Source organism: Variovorax sp. H27-G14, from assembly GCF_046156345.1.
Lineage (GTDB): Bacteria > Pseudomonadota > Gammaproteobacteria > Burkholderiales > Burkholderiaceae_C > Variovorax.
Genome location: NZ_JAYLVN010000010.1, coordinates 78,594 through 94,781 on the forward strand (window position 1 = coordinate 78,594; position 16,188 = coordinate 94,781).

At 67.3% G+C, this 16,188-nt stretch carries 12 protein-coding genes; 6 read left to right on the plus strand and 6 right to left on the minus strand.

Annotated features, from left to right (window positions below; translation table 11 throughout):
• Positions 1-43 precede the first annotated feature (43 nt).
• From VLK31_RS22150 to argE, 5 genes are all read right to left on the minus strand, one after another.
• Positions 44-1,654, minus strand: a complete 1,611-nt coding sequence (locus tag VLK31_RS22150) for an acyl-CoA carboxylase subunit beta (protein WP_409170601.1) — start codon at positions 1,652-1,654, stop codon at positions 44-46.
• Positions 1,655-1,743: 89 nt separating this feature from the next.
• Positions 1,744-2,523, minus strand: coding sequence for an MHYT domain-containing protein (locus tag VLK31_RS22155; RefSeq protein ID WP_409170602.1), 780 nt, complete (start codon positions 2,521-2,523; stop codon positions 1,744-1,746).
• A gap of 132 nt (positions 2,524-2,655) precedes the next feature.
• Complete coding sequence (locus tag VLK31_RS22160; protein ID WP_409170603.1) at positions 2,656-4,326, minus strand: hypothetical protein; 1,671 nt, start codon at positions 4,324-4,326, stop codon at positions 2,656-2,658.
• Between the two features lie 113 nt (positions 4,327-4,439).
• Positions 4,440-5,663 (minus strand): DUF445 domain-containing protein, encoded by a 1,224-nt coding sequence (locus VLK31_RS22165; protein WP_409170604.1) that lies wholly within the window; start codon positions 5,661-5,663, stop codon positions 4,440-4,442.
• 384 nt (positions 5,664-6,047) lie between these two features.
• Positions 6,048-7,214 (minus strand): acetylornithine deacetylase, encoded by a 1,167-nt coding sequence (argE, locus tag VLK31_RS22170; RefSeq protein ID WP_409170605.1) that lies wholly within the window; start codon positions 7,212-7,214, stop codon positions 6,048-6,050.
• 99 nt (positions 7,215-7,313) lie between these two features.
• On the opposite strand from argE, the gene VLK31_RS22175 reads away from it, so the two are divergent.
• The 3 genes from VLK31_RS22175 to VLK31_RS22185 all read left to right on the plus strand — a co-directional run bounded on the left by VLK31_RS22175 (position 7,314) and on the right by VLK31_RS22185 (position 10,975).
• Positions 7,314-8,510, plus strand: coding sequence for a glycerophosphodiester phosphodiesterase (locus VLK31_RS22175; protein ID WP_409170606.1), 1,197 nt, complete (start codon positions 7,314-7,316; stop codon positions 8,508-8,510).
• A gap of 163 nt (positions 8,511-8,673) precedes the next feature.
• The gene (locus tag VLK31_RS22180) at positions 8,674-9,873 is read left to right on the plus strand and encodes a M20 aminoacylase family protein (RefSeq protein WP_409170607.1); all 1,200 of its coding nucleotides are present in this window, start codon (positions 8,674-8,676) and stop codon (positions 9,871-9,873) included.
• 7 nt (positions 9,874-9,880) lie between these two features.
• On the plus strand, positions 9,881-10,975 hold the full coding sequence (locus VLK31_RS22185; protein WP_409170608.1) for a M14 family metallopeptidase: 1,095 nt from the start codon (positions 9,881-9,883) through the stop codon (positions 10,973-10,975).
• A gap of 349 nt (positions 10,976-11,324) precedes the next feature.
• On the opposite strand, the gene VLK31_RS22190 is transcribed toward VLK31_RS22185, so the two are convergent.
• On the minus strand, positions 11,325-12,455 hold the full coding sequence (locus VLK31_RS22190; RefSeq protein ID WP_409170609.1) for an ABC transporter substrate-binding protein: 1,131 nt from the start codon (positions 12,453-12,455) through the stop codon (positions 11,325-11,327).
• A 51-nt stretch (positions 12,456-12,506) separates the two neighbouring features.
• Between VLK31_RS22190 and VLK31_RS22195 the strand changes: the two genes are divergently transcribed.
• From VLK31_RS22195 to VLK31_RS22205, 3 genes are read left to right on the plus strand one after another with little or no spacing between them, the layout of a single operon-like run.
• Positions 12,507-14,567 (plus strand): molybdopterin-dependent oxidoreductase, encoded by a 2,061-nt coding sequence (locus VLK31_RS22195; protein WP_409170610.1) that lies wholly within the window; start codon positions 12,507-12,509, stop codon positions 14,565-14,567.
• The gene (locus VLK31_RS22200; RefSeq protein ID WP_409170611.1) at positions 14,564-15,727 is read left to right on the plus strand and encodes an aminopeptidase; all 1,164 of its coding nucleotides are present in this window, start codon (positions 14,564-14,566) and stop codon (positions 15,725-15,727) included. Before VLK31_RS22195 ends, VLK31_RS22200 begins: the two co-directional genes overlap by 4 nt.
• Entirely contained in the window at positions 15,720-16,034 is a 315-nt protein-coding gene (locus VLK31_RS22205) for a polyhydroxyalkanoic acid system family protein (RefSeq protein WP_409170612.1), read from the plus strand. Before VLK31_RS22200 ends, VLK31_RS22205 begins: the two co-directional genes overlap by 8 nt.
• The last annotated feature ends 154 nt before the right edge of the window (positions 16,035-16,188 follow it).

Genomic DNA, 16,188 nt, shown 5'->3' on the forward strand with positions numbered 1-16,188 from the left:
GGCTTTGCGGTGCGAGCTTGCTTGGGGCGGCCCGGCGCGGCGCTCATGGCCGTGCCACCGAAAACTGCATGGGTTGCGGCACGCGCGCGTCGGCGTCGCGGCACACGGACAGCACCTCGGCCAGCACCGCGCGGGTGTCGCGCGGGTCGATCACGCCGTCGTCGAGCAGCAACGCGCTGGTGGTGAACACGCTCATCTGGCGCTCGAAGCGCTCCACGATCTGCTGCTGCATGGCGTCGATCTTCGCGTGGTCGACCGCGCCCTTGCGGGCCATGCCGGCCTCCATGACGATGGCCATGGTTTTCGCGGCCTGCTCGCCGCCCATGACGGCGGTGCGTGCGTTGGGCCAGCTGAAGCAAAAGCGCGGCGCAAAGCCCCGCCCGCACATGCCGTAGTTGCCCGCGCCGTAAGAGGCGCCGCAGTGCAGCGTGATCTGCGGCACGGTGGCGCTGGTCACGGCCTGAATCATCTTGGCGCCGTGCTTGATGATGCCGGCCTCTTCGTGCGCGCGGCCCACCATGTAGCCGGTGATGTTTTGCAGGTACACGATGGGCGTGCGCGACTGGCAGCAGGCCTGAATGAAGTGGGTGGCCTTGGTGGCGCCGTCGGAGTCGATGGGGCCGTTGTTGGTGATGAGGCCCACCGCATGCCCTTCTAGCCGGATGTGGCCGCAGACGGTGGCGCTGCCGTAGTGCTCGCTGAACGCCAGGAACTCCGAGCCGTCGGCAATGCGCGCAATGACTTCGCGCATGTCCACCGGGCGCCGACCGTCGCTGGGCATGATGCCCAGCAGGTCGTCGGCGTCGAAGCGCGGCGGCGCGAACTGGCGCGGCGCCTCTTTGCGCGCCCAGTCGATGCCACCCAGGATCGAGCGCGCGATGCGAATGGCGTCGCGGTCGTCCTCGGCCAGGTAGTCGCCCAGGCCGGACACGTGCGTGTGCATCACGGCACCGCCCAGTTCTTCTTCGGTCGCGATCTCGCCGGTGGCGGCCTTCAGCAACGGCGGTCCTGCAAGAAAGGCCCGCGTGCGGTCGCGCACCATCACGATGTAGTCGGACAGCCCCGTCTGGTAGGCGCCGCCCGCGGTCGATGAACCGTGCGTCACCGTCACCACCGGCAGGCCCGCGGCAGACAGGCGCGCGAGGTTGCGAAAGATGTTGCCGCCGCGCACGAAGTCCTGCACGCGGTACTGCATGAGGTTGGCGCCCGCGCTTTCCACCAGCTGCACATAGGGCAGCTTGTTCTCCAGCGCGATCTCCTGCACGCGCAGCTGCTTGTCCAGCCCCATGGGCTGCAGGGCGCCGGCGTCGATGCCCGAGTCGGAGGCGTTCACCATGCAGCGCACGCCCGCCACCTGGCCGATGCCCGAGAGCAGCCCGCCGCCCGGCACGCTCTTCGACAGGTCGGGGTTGTCCTGCCCCAGCCCCGCGAGCGAGGCCAGCGGCAAAAAGGGCGCGCCGGTGTCCAGCAGCAGCGCGAGGCGCTCGCGGGGCAGCAACTGCCCGCGCTTGGCGAAGCGCTCGGCCGAGGCGTTGGACGCCGCGGCGGCGCGGGCCTCGTGCGCTCGCACTTCTCCGAGCAGCGCGAGCATGCCGGTGCGGTTGGCCTGAAAGGTGTCGCTGGCCGCTTGCAGCCGGGATTCGATGACGGGCATGGGGTCTGTGCAGGTCGCTGTTGTCGCTCTGCACCCACTTTAGGAGGCGCCCTGCGCGCCTGCTTGCGCCAACTAGCTGGTCTAACCCGTCAGCCGACGCGGGGGCGCTGCACGCCCACCGCCGGTGTGGTGTCCAGGCTGGTGCCGGTGACCACCCAGTAGATGAAGATGAGCACCGCGCCGGCCGTGCCGAACACCGTGAGGCCCATGGAGCTGCCGCCGATGGCCAGCGCGTCGAGGGGTGCGGCGGCGGTGCAGACCATGTCGGCCGCGCTCATGCCCACGTAGTGCATGGTGCACACCGCCACGCCCATCACGGCGGCAGCCGCCACCTTGTGCGTGAAGCGACGCAGGTTGAAGGCCAGCCACAGCGCCGCTGCCGCCGCGCTGACCGCAATGACCACCGACAGCGCAACGCGCGCCAGGTCGAAGTCCATCGTTGCGCGCATGTTCATCGCGAACATGCCCATGTAGTGCATCACGCACACGCCGGCCCCGGCCAGCAGGCTGCCGCCCAGCCAGCCCGACTTGCTGAACTTGCGCCGGCCGCCGGCCATGTACAGCGCAATGCCCGAGATGAGCACCGCCGCCACCAGAGACACCGCCGTGAGCGGCGCGTTGTACGAAATGGCCACCGGCAGGCGGTACGCCAGCATGCCGATGAAGTGCATCGACCAGATGCCGATGCCGCCCAGCGCCACCGCCGCGCAGGCCACCACGGCCAGGTTGGGCTTGCCGTCCGCGCCAACCATGCGCCCGGCGCAGATCAACGCCACCAGCGAGCCCGCGAACGAAATGAGGAAGGAGAGCGCCACCATGCCCACGGAATATTCGGGCGAAAGCAGCTGGCCAACGACGAGCGGAGTCATGGGTGTCCCTTTCAGATGAACGCCTCGCTCGGACCCCCGGCAACGGGATGCCACCGGGACGCAGCAAGGCGTCCCGGCCAGTCTGTAATGTTTGTTTTAAAAAGTAAACAGGTAATTACACTTCTTGTTACCCTACCTTACGGCGCGAATCCGATATATCGCATTGTTCCGGTCGGCCGACATGTAGATGGTGCCGTCGGCGCCCACGGCCACGCCCGTTACCACGTAGGGCGCAGGCAGCCCGGGCCCGGGCGCGAGGCCGATCGGCAGGTTCTCGGCCACCGTGCGGCGGCTGCCGTCGGCCGGGTCGATTTCCACCAGCCGGCGCGCCGCGCTCTCGGCCACGATGAAACTGCCCCACGGCGTTTGGGCCAGTCCTTCGGGCAGCGCCAGCCCGTCGGCCACGGTGCGCAGCGGCGCGCTGGCGTCCAGCGGAATGCGCAGCAGCTTGCCGGCCGCCTCGGTGACGTAGAGCGCGCCGTCCTGGCCAACCACCATCTGCACCGGGCCGTTCAGGCCGCTGGCAAGCACCGACTTCTGCGCCAGCTTGGGCCCGCTCGCGCGCGTGATGCTGCCGGTGGCAATTTCCGCGTAGATCACGCTGCCGTCGGCCATGGGAATGGCGTCGAACGGTGCCTTCAGGCCGTGCAGGGTGTCCACGGTCTTCAGCGTCTGGCGGTCCACCAGCTGCACAGACCCGGTGAACCAGGAGGTCAGCGCGAACAGCTTGGCCGACAGGCCGACCGCGAACGGATAGTCGAGCTCGGGGTCGCGCTGCATGCGGAACACGTCGCGCACCTCGCCCGTGCGCACGTCGACCTGGCGAAAGCCGAACACGTCGGCCACCCACAGGTCGTTGCCGTCGATCTTCATGCCGGCGGGCACGGCCACCTTGCCGCTGGTGAGCGTGCGCAGCTCACCGGTGGTCGGGTTGAAGGCCTGCACTTCGTTGTTGGCCATGTTCGACACATAGATGGTGCCGTCCGGTGAATCCTTGGCGATGGCCAGGTTGTCCAGCGAGGGCCGCAACTGCCTGGCGACGGTCTTGCGGCCGGTGGCCAGGTCCACCTTCACCAGCTCGCCACTGCGCGCATCGACCACCCAGAGGTTGCCCTTGCCGTCCAGGTTGGCCGCGGCCGGGATCTTGAAGCCGTCGGCAATCACGCTCAGGTTGCCGTTCGCGGGGTCGATCTTCACCACCTGGCCCTTGAACCACAGCGGGCCGTAGAGCATGCCGTCGGGGCCCACTTCAAAGCCGTTGAAGCCGCCCATGTCTTTCTTGATGAGCCGCGGCGGCTTCTGGCCTTCGCGGTCGATTTCCCACAGCGCGTCGCCCAGGAACACCTGCGCGGCGTAAAGCTTGCCGTTGCGCCGGTCGAAGTCCAGCGAGTTCAGGCCCGGCAGGTCCTTGGCCAGCACACGCAGCGGGGCGGTGTCGCTTTCGCGGTAGCGCAGCATGCCCATGAGGTAGTTGGTCCACGCCAGCTCGCCCTTGGGGCCCACGGCAATGTCGTCGGCCTGGCCTTCGGGCGCGTCGATCAGCACCTTGGCCGCGCCGGTGGTTCGGTCGACCTCCCACAGCGTGTTGCCCAGCACCGAGCCCGCGAGCAGGCGGCCCTTGGCGTCGATGGCCAGGCCGTGCACGCCGGCAAAGGAAGAGGGCGCGACCAGCGCCTCGGGGGCGGCCCACGCGGTGGGCCGCGAGGTGAGTGCCGGTGGCGTCACCGTGCCGCACGCGCCCAGCAGGGCGAGGCCGGCGGCCAGCAAGGCGGCGCGCAGGGCGCCGGACGAAGAACGGTTCATGGGTGTGTCTCCTCTTGTGATTGCGCGAAGCAGTCTAGGAGGCGGGCGAGACGGCGAAGTCTCTCCCGGGACACGGTGCGCACTTTCGTCCGCTGGGGCTTACCCGCGCGGGTTCAACCGCGCAGCAACTGCGTGGCGGTGTGAATCAGCAGCCCCACCAGCCCGCCCACCAGCGTGCCGTTGATGCGAATGAACTGCAGGTCGCGCCCGATGTGGCGCTCCAGCTCGAGCGTCATTTCCTGCGCGTTCCACTCGCCCACGCGCTCTTCGATGTAGCGGCGGATGTCCTCGCGGTAGCGCTCGATGGCCAGCGGCGCGGCCGCCTCCACCTGCTCGTTGATCCAGCGGCGAATGGCCTCGTCGCCTTGCAGCCGCGTGCCCAGCGCGCCGGCCATCGACCCGATGCGCTGGCGGATGGTGGAGTCGCCGCGGCCCAGGTCGTCTTGCAGCCAGCTCAGCAGTTCGCCCCACAGGCCGTGCAGGTAGTCGCCCAGCGCGGGGTGCGCGATGAGCTCGGCGCGAATCTGCTCGCCGCGCTGTTGAAACTCGGGGTCGAGCTTCAGGCGCACCACGAAGTCGTCGACGAAGTGGTCGAAGCGCTTGCGCATGGGGTGGTCGGGCTCGGCCGCCAGTTCGCCGATGGTGTGCGCCACGGCCGCCACGATCTTGCGCGTGGCCAGCTTGGCCGCCACCTGGTCCAGGCCCACGTAGCGCAGCGTCTTGATTTCGCGCGCAATGGCCTCGGTGATGTGCGCCTGCAGCTCGTCGCCTTCGAGCAGGCCGGCCACTTGCTGCAGCACGTCGTCGAGCAGCGCCTGGTGGCGCCCGCCGGCGGTGAGGGCGTCCAGGGCCTGGCCGGTGAGGCGCGAGAGGTCGATTTTCTGCAGGCCGGCCGCGGCGGCCCGGCCCATGAAGTCGCGCACCCGTTCGTCGTCGAAGGCGCTCAGGCCGTAGCGCGCGGCGGTCACGCCCCATTCACCGAGCTTGTCGCCGCTGGCGGGGCGTGCCAGCCAGTCGGCGATGCGTTTGGCGGTGTCGAACTGGCGAACTTTGTCGAGCACCTGTGCGGTGCTCAGAAAGTTGTCGCAGATGAAGCCGGCGAGCTTGGCGCCGATGCGGTCCTTGTTGCTCGGAATGATGGCGGTGTGCGGAATGGGCAAGCCCATCGGATGCCGAAACAGCGCCACCACCGCAAACCAGTCGGCAATGGCGCCGACCATGGCGGCTTCGGCGAATGCGGCGACGTAACCCCACGCGGGGTGCTGTGCGTGCAGTGCGCTGGCCAGGGCGTACAGCAACGCGGCGCCGCACAGAAGTCCCAGTGCTACGCGCTTCATGCGTTGTAGCTCTGTTGTTCGGTGCGCCGTTGTTCTTGGCTGCGTGGTTCTGGGGACTGTCGTTCAGAGCGCCGTTGTTCAGGGCGTGTGCACAGGCCGCCGGGTGCTCCCCTCCGCGAATGTCCCCCGGCTTCGCCTCCTCCTTTATTTCGCTGCGGGGAGCACCCGACGCCCTGTGCACGTGGGCACGCTGCGGGTGATCGCACGATCAACCACCGCGGCTTACAACGCACACGTCGATGGGGTGCCTTGCGCAGCGAAATAAAGGAGGAGGCCGCAGGCCGGGGGACATTCGCGGAGCAAGGTACCCCGTCGGCGTGGGCGCGCCCTGAACAGCGGCGCCAGCAAACCACCACGCGAACACCGCCCCGCCAGAGCGCCATCTCAGCCAATGACAGGCGCAGAAGCCAGCCGTTCCATGAACAGCTCACAGCGCGCCAGCTGCTCCAGACTCACGAACTCGTCCGGCTGATGCGCCTGCTCGATGCTCCCAGGCCCGCACACCACCGTGGGGATGCCGGCGTTCTTGAACAGACCCGCTTCGGTGCCGAAAGCCACCAGCGTGGTGCGGTCCTCGCTGGCCAAACGCTGCGCCAACAAAGTGATCGGGTCGTTCGCCGAACCCAGAAAGCTCGGAATTTCGCAAATGGTCTCGAACTTGAAGCCCGCGTCCTTCGCCACGTTCTTCATGCCCGGCTCCAGACTCCCCGCGTAGGCCACCACGTCCGCCTGCATGCGCTTGGCGTCGGCCGTGGGCAGGTCGCGAAATTCGTAACGGAACTCCGCGTCGCGCGGCACCACGTTGTCGGCAATGCCGCCGTGGAACTGGCCCACGCTGGCCGTGCTGAACGGCACGTCGAAACCCTCGTAGCGCGGCTCGTTGCGCTCGAAGTCTTCCGCCATGTCGCGCACCTTGCCCACCACGCGCGCCGCCATCTCGATGGCGTTCACCGACTTCGGCGTGAGCGACGAATGCGCTTCCTTGCCGCGCACGCAGCACTTGTAGCGGTACACGCCCTTGTGCGCGATGGCCGGCACCATGCTGGTGGGCTCGCCCACGATGCAGGCCAGCGGCTTGATGCCCGCGTCGCGCATGTCGGCAATGAGTTCCTTCACACCGAAGCAGCCGATTTCTTCCTCGTAGCTGAACGCGAAATGCACCGCGAAGGGCGAGTCGCTTTCCAGAAAACGCTTGGCGTTCGACAGCGCAATGGCAATGAAGCTCTTCATGTCTGCCGAGCCGCGCCCGTACAGGCGCTCGTTCTGCACCACGGCGGAGAGCGGGTCGACGCTCCAGTCCTGGCCGTCCCAGGGCACCGTGTCGGTGTGGCCCGAGACGATCACGCCGGCCGGCTTGCCCTCGCCCAGCGTGGCGAACAGGTTGGCCTTGGTGCGTTCGGCGTTGTAGGTGATGCGGCTTTTCACGCCCAGGGCGGCCAGATGGCTCTGCGCGAAGTCGATCAGTTGGAGGTTGCTGTTGGCGCTGACGGTGTTCATGCGAACCAGCGTCTGGGCCAGCAGAAGGCTTTGAGGGGAAAGCGTGTGGAGCATGCAACACATTCTCCCGGAAGTCGGCGCGGCGCGCCGCCCGGGGGTCGATGCTGTCACGCGAAGCGGGTACGCTGCGCCTCTTTTGGACGGAAGAAAACCATGCGCACCCTTCAGATCGCCCTGACCGCGACCGCCGCCCTGTGCGTTGCCGCCTGCGGCACCACCGGCCCTTCCGGTGCCACCGGCAAGCTGCTGACGCTCGACGGCAATCCGCCGCTGGTCATCGCCCACCGCGGCGCCTCGGGCTATCTGCCGGAAGAAACGCTCGAAGCCTATTCGCGCGCCATCGAGCTGGGCGCCGACGTGATCGAGATGGACCTGGTCTCCACCAAGGACGGCGTGCTCATCGCCCGCCACGACCCCAACCTGGGCATCAGCACCGACGTGGCCAAGCACCCGCGCTTTGCCTCGCGCAAGAAGACCATCAAGGTCGACGGCGAAACCCAGACCGGCTGGTTCAGCAACGACTTCACGCTGGCCGAGATCAAGACCCTGGGCGGCATCTCGACCGACGCCGAGCGCGCACAGGAATACAACGGCAAGTTCAAGGTGGTCACCTTCCAGGAAATCATCGATTTCGCAAAGGCCAAGACCAAGGAAACCGGCCGCACCATCGCCATCTACCCCGAGTCGAAGAACCCGACGTACTTTCGCGAGCTGGGCCTGCCGATCGAGGACAAGATGATTGCGGCCATCGTCGCCGCCGGCTGGAACAACAAGACCGCGCCCATCTATGTGCAGTCGTTCGAGCCAGGCAGCCTGAAGTACATGAAGAGCAAGGGCCTGAACACCAAGATCATTCAGCTGATCGACGGCGACAGCGTCGACCTGAAGACCGGCACCGTGACCTTCGCCGTGCCCAGCGACCGCCCCTACGACTGGACCAAGGCCGGCGACAAGCGCAACTTCGACGCCATGGTCACGCCCGCGGGCCTGGCCGAAATCAAGACCTATGCCGACGGCATCGGCCCTTGGAAGCGCTACATCGTGAGCATCAAGGGCACCATCGGCGCCGACGGCAAGCCGGTGGACGTGAACAAGGACGGCAAGATCAACGATGCCGACGCCACCTCCACCGCGCCCACCTCGCTGATTGCCGACGCGCACAAGGCCGGCCTGTTCGTGCACCCCTTCACCTTCCGCAACGAGTCGCGCCGCCTGGCCTCCGACTACGCCAAGGACGGCAAGAACGAATACGCCGTGTACTACAAGCTGGGCGTGGACGGCGTGTTCACCGACTTCACCGACACCGCGCTGGCCGCGCGCGCGGACTACCTGAAGAGCATCGGGCGCTGAGCCGTTTCAGGAGGAACACCGCGGAACCGGCTCTGCCGGGCCGCAGGTGTTGCCCCCGGCGAGGGGGTTGGAGAAGCGACACGAAGTGCGCGCAGCCTGGGGGAGTGCGTAATTACCCGGCACGGTCTTTGCGGGTGTTGCTGCAAAGCCTAGACTGTGAAACATGAAACTCATCGATTCGCTCGTCACGCAGGCGGCCGGCATCGCCGCCGTCCGACGTGACCTCCACGCCCATCCCGAACTCTGCTTCGAAGAAGTCCGCACCGCCGACGTGGTGGCAGGCAAGCTCACCGAATGGGGCATTCCCATTCACAGCGGCCTGGGCACCACCGGCGTGGTGGGCATCATCAAGAACGGCACCAGCTCACGCGCCGTGGGCCTGCGCGCCGACATGGACGCGCTGCCCGTCACCGAGCTCAACACCTTCGAACACGCCAGCAAGCACCAGGGAAAGATGCATGCCTGCGGGCACGACGGCCATACCGCCATGCTGCTGGCCGCGGCCCAGCATCTGGCCAGGAACCGCAATTTCGACGGCACCGTCTACCTGATCTTCCAGCCGGCCGAAGAGGGCGGCGGCGGTGCGCGCGAGATGATCAAGGAAGGGCTCTTCGAGCAGTTCCCCATGGACGCCGTGTTCGGCATGCACAACTGGCCCGGCATGAAGGCCGGCCAGTTCGCCGTGAGCCCCGGCCCGGTGATGGCGTCGGGCAACAAGTTTCGTGTGAACGTGGTCGGCAAGGGCGGCCATGCGGCGCTGCCGCAGACCGGCATCGACCCGGTGCCGATTGCGTGCGAGATCGTGCAGGCCTTTCAGACCATCCTCACGCGCAAGATGAAGCCGACCGATTCGGCAGTGGTTTCGGTCACCACCATTCACGCGGGCGAAACCAACAACGTGATTCCCGACAACTGCGAGCTGACCGGCACGGTGCGCACCTTCTCGCTGGAAGTGCTCGACATGATCGAGGCCAAGATGGAGCAGATGGCCAAGCACATCTGCGCGGCGCACGACGCCACCTGCGAGTTTCGTTTCGAGCGCTACTACCCGCCCACCATCAACACCGAGGCCGAGGCCAACTTTGCGCGCCGCGTGATGGGCGACATCGTGGGCCCCGACAACGTGCTGCGCCAGGAGGCCGCCATGACCTCGGAAGACTTCGCCTTCATGCTGCAGGCCAATCCCGGCGCGTACGCCTTCATCGGCAACGGCGATGGCGCGCACCGCGACGTGCACCACGGCGAAGGCCCGTGCACGCTGCACAACGCGAGCTACGACTTCAACGACGACCTGATCCCGCTGGGCGCCACTTGCTGGGTGCAGATGGCCGAGCAGTTCCTCAAGCCCGGCGCGGCGGAGTAACCGCCACATGATCGGCATTGCCGAGGCCTTTTCCCCGCGCTACGCCCAGGCGCGCCAGAAGTTTCTGCAGGCCTGCGTGAGCGCGGGCCTCACGGTCGAGCCGCATGCGCACCCGCTGAAGGGCCGCGACGGCGAAGACCTGTCGATGGACGTGGCGCTCGACGGCGACGCCGACGCGCAGCACATGCTCATCGTGACCAGCGCCTGCCATGGCGCGGAAGGCCATTGCGGCAGCGGCGTGCAGGTGTTTGCGCTGCACGACGCCGAGTGGCGCGAGAAGGCCAGGGCGCAGGGCGTGGCGGTGCTCTATGTGCACGCGCTCAACCCGCACGGCTTTTCGCACGGGCGGCGCGTGACGCATGAAAACGTCGACCTGAACCGCAACTTCATCGACTTTGCGAAGCCGGTGCCGGTGAACGAGCCTTACGCCAAGCTGCACGCGCTGTTGCTGCCCGACACCTGGCCGCCCACGCCCGAGAACCAGGCGGCCGTGGCCAAGTGGATCGACAAGCACGGCACCACGGCCTACCAGGCGGCGGTGACGAGCGGGCAGTACCAGTTCGACGACGGCCTGTTCTTCGGCGGCAAGGCGCCGACGTGGAGCAACAAGACGATTCGCGACGTGCTGCGCCGCCATGCGGGCCGGGCCAAGCGCCTGGCCTGGATCGACCTGCACACGGGGCTGGGGCCCAACGGCCTGGGCGAGCGCATCTACGCGGGCAAGGACGACAAGGCGGCCTACGCACGTGCCAATGCATGGTGGGGCACGACAGCGGCGCCTGTCACGTCGATCTATGACGGGTCTTCCACCTCGGCGTTGCTGCGCGGGCTGATGTGGGACTCGGTGTACGAGGAGTGCCCGCAGGCTGAATACACCGGCATTGCGCTGGAGTACGGCACGTTGCCGATCCTGGATGTAACGGGAGCCTTGCGCGCCGACCATTGGCTTCACAAGCACCCCGAGGCGCCGGCCGACCTGGCCGATGGCATTCGGGCTCGGATGTTGGAGGCCTTCTATACCGATACCGATGCGTGGCGGGGGCAGATCGTCAGCCAGGCGCGTCAGGCGATGTTTCAGGCTGTGGACGGGCTTGCTGGCTGAGCTTGTTCAGCGCTGTTGTTCGGGGCGCTGTTGTTCAGGGCGACGCTCACGCCGACGGGGTGCCTTGCTCCGCGAATGTCCCCCGGCCTGCGGCCTCCTCCTTTATTTCGCTGCGCAAGGCACCCCATCGGCGTGAGCGTTTTTCAGAGCAGAGGTTGATCGCGCGATCACCGCAGAGCGTGCCCAAGTGCACAGGGCGTCGGGTACTCCCTGCAGCGAAATAAAGGAGGAGGGGCGAAGCCCCGGGGGACATTCGCGGAGGGGAGTACCCGGCGGCCTGTGCACGCGCCCTGGAAAGCAGCGCCGAAAAGCCCCCCCCGACGACCGACAAGAACCAAAGGCGGGCGCCTTAAGTCCTGACCCGTCCATCCCCAGTCAGCATCGAAAGCTCGACGAACTTCGAGCCCACGTGGTTCTTGGCGGAGAACGACACCTCGAACCCACCGAACTGCTGACGGTCGATGCCTTCCAGCCCCGCAATCAGACTGTCGCGCGTCGGCCTGCCCGGCGCCTTGCGCAATCCCTCGGTCAACACCTTCGCGGCCAGATAGCCTTCCATGCTCGAAAAATTGGCACTGGCCCCATTGCCGGCCTTACGCACCGCCTCCGCAAACTCGCGCGCCAGGGCGTTGGCCTGGCTGTAGGGCGAAGGCACCACCTGCGTGACCATCACGCCCGCCGCGTCCTTGCCCAGTTCGTCGGCCAGCGCCTGCGTGCCCACGAACGACATGTTGAAAAACGTGCCGCCATAACCGGCCTTGCGCGCCTCGCGAATGAACGCCGCGCAAGCCTTGTAGGCACCTATCTGCACCACCGCGTCGGGCCGCGCAGCCGCAATGCCCTTGACCGCCGCCGCCACGTCCACCGAATTGCGCTCCACCGTGCCCAGCGCCACCGGCTTCAACTGCAACTGCTCCAGCGCCAGCGTCACGCCGTCGAGCCCGGCCTTGCCGTAGGCGTCGTTCTGGTAGAAAACCGCAATTTTTTTCTGGCCCAGGTGGGTCAGCTGCTTCACCATCAGCGCCGCCTCGTCGTTGTACGAGGCGCGCAGGTGAAACACGTTCTTCTGGAACGGCTCGCGCAGCGACATCGCCCCCGTGAGCGGCGCGATGAACGGCACCCGGTCCTTTACCGCCAGCGGCAGTGCGGCCAGGCTGGTCGACGTGCCGATGTAGCCGAAGAGCGCGAACACGTCTTCGTCGATCAGCTTCTGCGTGTTGGCTGCGCAGCGCTCTGACTCGTAGCCGTCGTCCAGGTTCTTGATCACCACGTTGCGGCGGCCCGGCTGGGCGTTGTAGCTGTCCAGGAACACCTTGGCACCCTGGTGGAACTGAATGCCCAGCTGCGCCGCCGGGCCGCTGAACGGTGCCGACTGGCCCAGCACCAGCGGTGCCTCGCCCTGCGCCCGGGCCAGGCCGAAGCCGCCCAGGGTGGCAGCCGCGCCCGCGGCCAAAGAAAAACGTCGTCGATTGATCGTCATATTGAAAACCCCCTCCCGCACGCTGACTCGCGCACAAATTAGACTTGCCCGATGCCCCACGCACCGGATCTTTTGCTCGAAGAAGCACCCCCGCCCACCATGTCCACCGTGCTCGGGGCCTGCCCCCATGACTGCCCGGACACGTGCGCACTCGTCACCACCGTCAAGGACGGCGTGGCGGTGAAACTGCAAGGAAATGCCGCGCATTCGCACACCGGTGGCGTGCTGTGCACCAAGGTGTCGCGCTACATCGAGCGCAACGACCATGCGGAGCGGCTGGTTCAGCCGCTCAAGCGCGTCGGTCCCAAGGGCAGCGGCCAGTTCGAGCCAGTGACTTGGGACGCCGCGCTGGACGACATCGCCAAGCATCTTTACGTTTTACAGGGTAAACCCGAAGACATTCTCCCCTATAGCTATGCCGGCACCATGGGACTGGTGCAGGGCGAATCGATGGACCGTCGTTTTTTCCACAAGCTGGGTGCCAGCCTGCTGGACCGCACCATCTGCTCCATGGCCGGGGGTGAGGCGATGGTCTACACGCTGGGCGCCAAGGTGGGCATGCGCATCGAGTTCTTTGCCGAGGCCAAGCTCATCCTGATCTGGGGCAGCAATTCAATTGCAAGCAACCTGCATTTCTGGCGCCACGCCCAGGCCGCCAAGCGCGCCGGCGCGCGGCTGGTGTGCATCGACCCGCGCCGTACCGAAACCGCCGACAAGTGCGACGAGCACATCGCGCTCTTGCCCGGCACCGACGCCGCGCTGGCGCTGGCGCTGATGCACGAACTCATCGTGCACGACTGGCTCGACCACGACTACATCGCCCAGCACACGCTGGGCTGGGAGCAGCTGCGCGAGCGCGCGCTGCAATGGCCGCCCTCGCGCGCGGCCGAGGTCTGCGGCATTCCGGAGGCACAGATCGTGGCGCTGGCCCAGGCCTACGGCACCACCAAACCGGCCGCCATTCGGCTGAACTACGGCATGCAGCGCGTGCGCGGCGGCGGCAACGCGGCGCGCGCCATCGCCTGCCTGCCGGCGCTGGTGGGCGCCTGGCGCGACCGCGCGGGCGGCCTGCTGCTGAGCAGCTCGGGCCACTACCCGGTCGACCGCGCCGCGCTGCAGCGCCCCGACCTGCTGGCCGGGCGCCGGCCGCGCACCATCAACATGAGCACCATCGGCGATGCGCTGCTCGACACCGCCCACCCGGTGAAGGCCATCGTGGTCTACAACAGCAACCCGGTGGCCGTGGCGCCCGACTCCGCCAAGGTGGCGGCGGGCTTTGCGCGCGAAGACCTGTTCACGGTGGTGCTGGAGCAGTTCCGCACCGACACCGCCGACTACGCCGACTACCTGCTGCCCGCCACCACGCAGCTGGAGCACTGGGACATTCACTGCAGCTACGGCCACACCGACGTGCTGCTGAACCGCCCGGCCGTGGCGCCGCGCGGCGAGGCGCGCAGCAACGCCTGGGTGTTTCGCGAGCTGGCGCGCCGCATGGGTTTCACCGAGCCCTGCTTCTCCGACTCCGACGAGACGCTGTGCCGCACCGCCTTTGCCGAGAACGCCATCGACTTCCCGCAACTGCTGGAACAAGGCTTCACCAGCGTGAAGCTGCCCGAGGCGCCGTTCGCCGAAGGCAAGTTCCCCACGCCGTCGGGCCGCTGCGAATTCTTCAGCGAGCGGCTGGAGGCGATGGGCATGAACGGCGTGCCCGACCATGTGCCCAACTGGGAGCCGGCCGGCAGCTCCACCGAATTTCCGCTGGCCATGATCTCGCCGCCGGCGCGCAACTTTCTCAACTCGACCTTCGTCAACGTGACGAGCCTGCGCGCCATTGAGGTGGAGCCGCTGCTGGAGATTCACGAAGCCGACGCCGCCGCGCGCGGCATCGAGAACGGCGCCACGGTGCGCGTGTTCAACCAGCGCGGCGAGCACCGCTGCCGCGCCGAGGTGTCGCGCCGCGCGCGCCAGGGCGTGGTGCACGGCATGGGCATCTGGTGGCGCAAGCTGGGCATGGACGGCACCAACGTGAACGAGCTGACCAGCCAGCGCCTGACCGACATCGGCCGCGGGCCGACCTTCTACGACTGCCTGGTCGAGGTCGAGAAGGCGTGAGGCTTGTTCCTGCGCTCGCGTTGGCCGGCGCGCTGTTGCTGAGTGGCTGTGCCGACCTGGGCTACTACTGGCAATCGGCCAGCGGCCACATCGGCATCATGCGGGCCGCCAAGCCCGTGCCCGAGTGGCTGGCCGACCCGGCCGTGTCGGCGGCGCTGAAGGCCAAGCTCGAACTCACGCAGCGCATTCGCCGCTTTGCCGTGACCGAGCTCGGCCTGCCCGACAACCCCAGCTACAAGTCGTACGCCGACCTGCACCGCGCCGCCGCCGTGTGGAACGTGGTGGCCGCGCCGCCGTATTCGCTCACGCTCAAGAGCTGGTGTTTTCCGGTGGCCGGTTGCGTGGGCTACCGCGGCTACTACGACGAGGCGGCGGCCAAGGCCGAAGCCGAGGTGCAGAAGGCGAGCGGGCTGGAAGTGGCCGTGTACCCCGTGCCCGCCTACTCCACGCTCGGCTGGATGAACTGGGCCGGCGGCGACCCGCTGCTGTCCACCTTCATCGGCTACCCCGAAGGCGAGCTGGCGCGCCTGGTGTTCCATGAGCTGGCGCACCAGGTGCTCTACGTGGCCGGCGACACGGTGTTCAACGAGTCGTACGCCACGGCGGTCGAGCGCATCGGCGGTGCGATGTGGCTGCAGCGCGAGGCCGGCGAGGCGGCGCGCGTGGAGTACACGCAGTTCGACGCGCAGCGCCAGGGCTTTCGCGCGCTGGCGCTGGACACCCGGCGCGCGCTGACGCAGGTCTACGAATCGCCCGAGGCCAAGGCCAAGGACTGGGCCAAGGTCGAGCCGATGAAGCAGGCCGCCATGGCGGACTTTCGTGCGCGCTATGAACAACTGAAGGCGGGGTGGACCGGCTCGCGCCAGAACGCCTACGACGGCTGGGTGGCGCGCGCCAACAATGCGGCGTTTGGTGCGCAGGGTGCGTACGACGACCTGGTGCCCAGCTTCGAGAAACTCTTCGAGCGTGAAGGCAGTGACTGGCCGCGCTTTTACACTGAGGTCAAGCGCATTGCCGCGCTGCCGAGCGACGCGGAGCGCCGCAACGCGTTGCAGGCCGCCACGGGCGTGTTGCACAGCCGCTCCGGTCCTGACACCTCCCACACCTCCAACACCCCCCACACCCCCGACGTAGACCACAAGGAAAATCACGGTGCCTGACATTCATATCGAACGCAATCACACGCTGGGCATTGCCGGCGCGCGCAAGGTCGCGCACAAATGGATCGAGCAGGCCGAGCAGGAGTTCGGCTTGGAATGTGTCTACACACCGGGCGAAGGCCGTGACGTGGCAACTTTCACCCGCGCCGGCATCGACGGAACGGTAGAGGTGACGGAGACGACCTTCACGCTGGACGCGACGTTGGGCTTTTTGTTCAGCAGCTTCAGCGAAATGATCGAGCAGAAGATCACGCGCAACCTTGACGCGATGCTGGAACCCAAGCGGGGCGGTACTCGGCTCGCCTGAGTTTGGTCATTGCCCTGGCGCTGTTGTTCAGGGCACGTGCACAGGGCGTCGGGTACTCCCCTCCGCGAATGTCCCCCGCTTCGCTCCTCCTTTATTTCGCTGCGGGGAGTACCCGACGCCCTGTGCACCTGGACACGCTCTGAGTGCTCGCCGA

What these genes read in the sequence shown, in the direction of transcription:
- VLK31_RS22150 (WP_409170601.1), bottom strand. Translation starts at nt 1,654, where the DNA reads ATGCCCGTCATCGAATCCCGGCTGCAAGCGGCCAGCGACACCTTTCAG.
- VLK31_RS22155 (WP_409170602.1), bottom strand. Translation starts at nt 2,523, where the DNA reads ATGACTCCGCTCGTCGTTGGCCAGCTGCTTTCGCCCGAATATTCCGTG.
- VLK31_RS22160 (WP_409170603.1), bottom strand. Translation starts at nt 4,326, where the DNA reads ATGAACCGTTCTTCGTCCGGCGCCCTGCGCGCCGCCTTGCTGGCCGCC.
- VLK31_RS22165 (WP_409170604.1), bottom strand. Translation starts at nt 5,663, where the DNA reads ATGAAGCGCGTAGCACTGGGACTTCTGTGCGGCGCCGCGTTGCTGTAC.
- argE (WP_409170605.1), bottom strand. Translation starts at nt 7,214, where the DNA reads ATGCTCCACACGCTTTCCCCTCAAAGCCTTCTGCTGGCCCAGACGCTG.
- VLK31_RS22175 (WP_409170606.1), top strand. Translation starts at nt 7,314, where the DNA reads ATGCGCACCCTTCAGATCGCCCTGACCGCGACCGCCGCCCTGTGCGTT.
- VLK31_RS22180 (WP_409170607.1), top strand. Translation starts at nt 8,674, where the DNA reads ATGAAACTCATCGATTCGCTCGTCACGCAGGCGGCCGGCATCGCCGCC.
- VLK31_RS22185 (WP_409170608.1), top strand. Translation starts at nt 9,881, where the DNA reads ATGATCGGCATTGCCGAGGCCTTTTCCCCGCGCTACGCCCAGGCGCGC.
- VLK31_RS22190 (WP_409170609.1), bottom strand. Translation starts at nt 12,455, where the DNA reads ATGACGATCAATCGACGACGTTTTTCTTTGGCCGCGGGCGCGGCTGCC.
- VLK31_RS22195 (WP_409170610.1), top strand. Translation starts at nt 12,507, where the DNA reads ATGCCCCACGCACCGGATCTTTTGCTCGAAGAAGCACCCCCGCCCACC.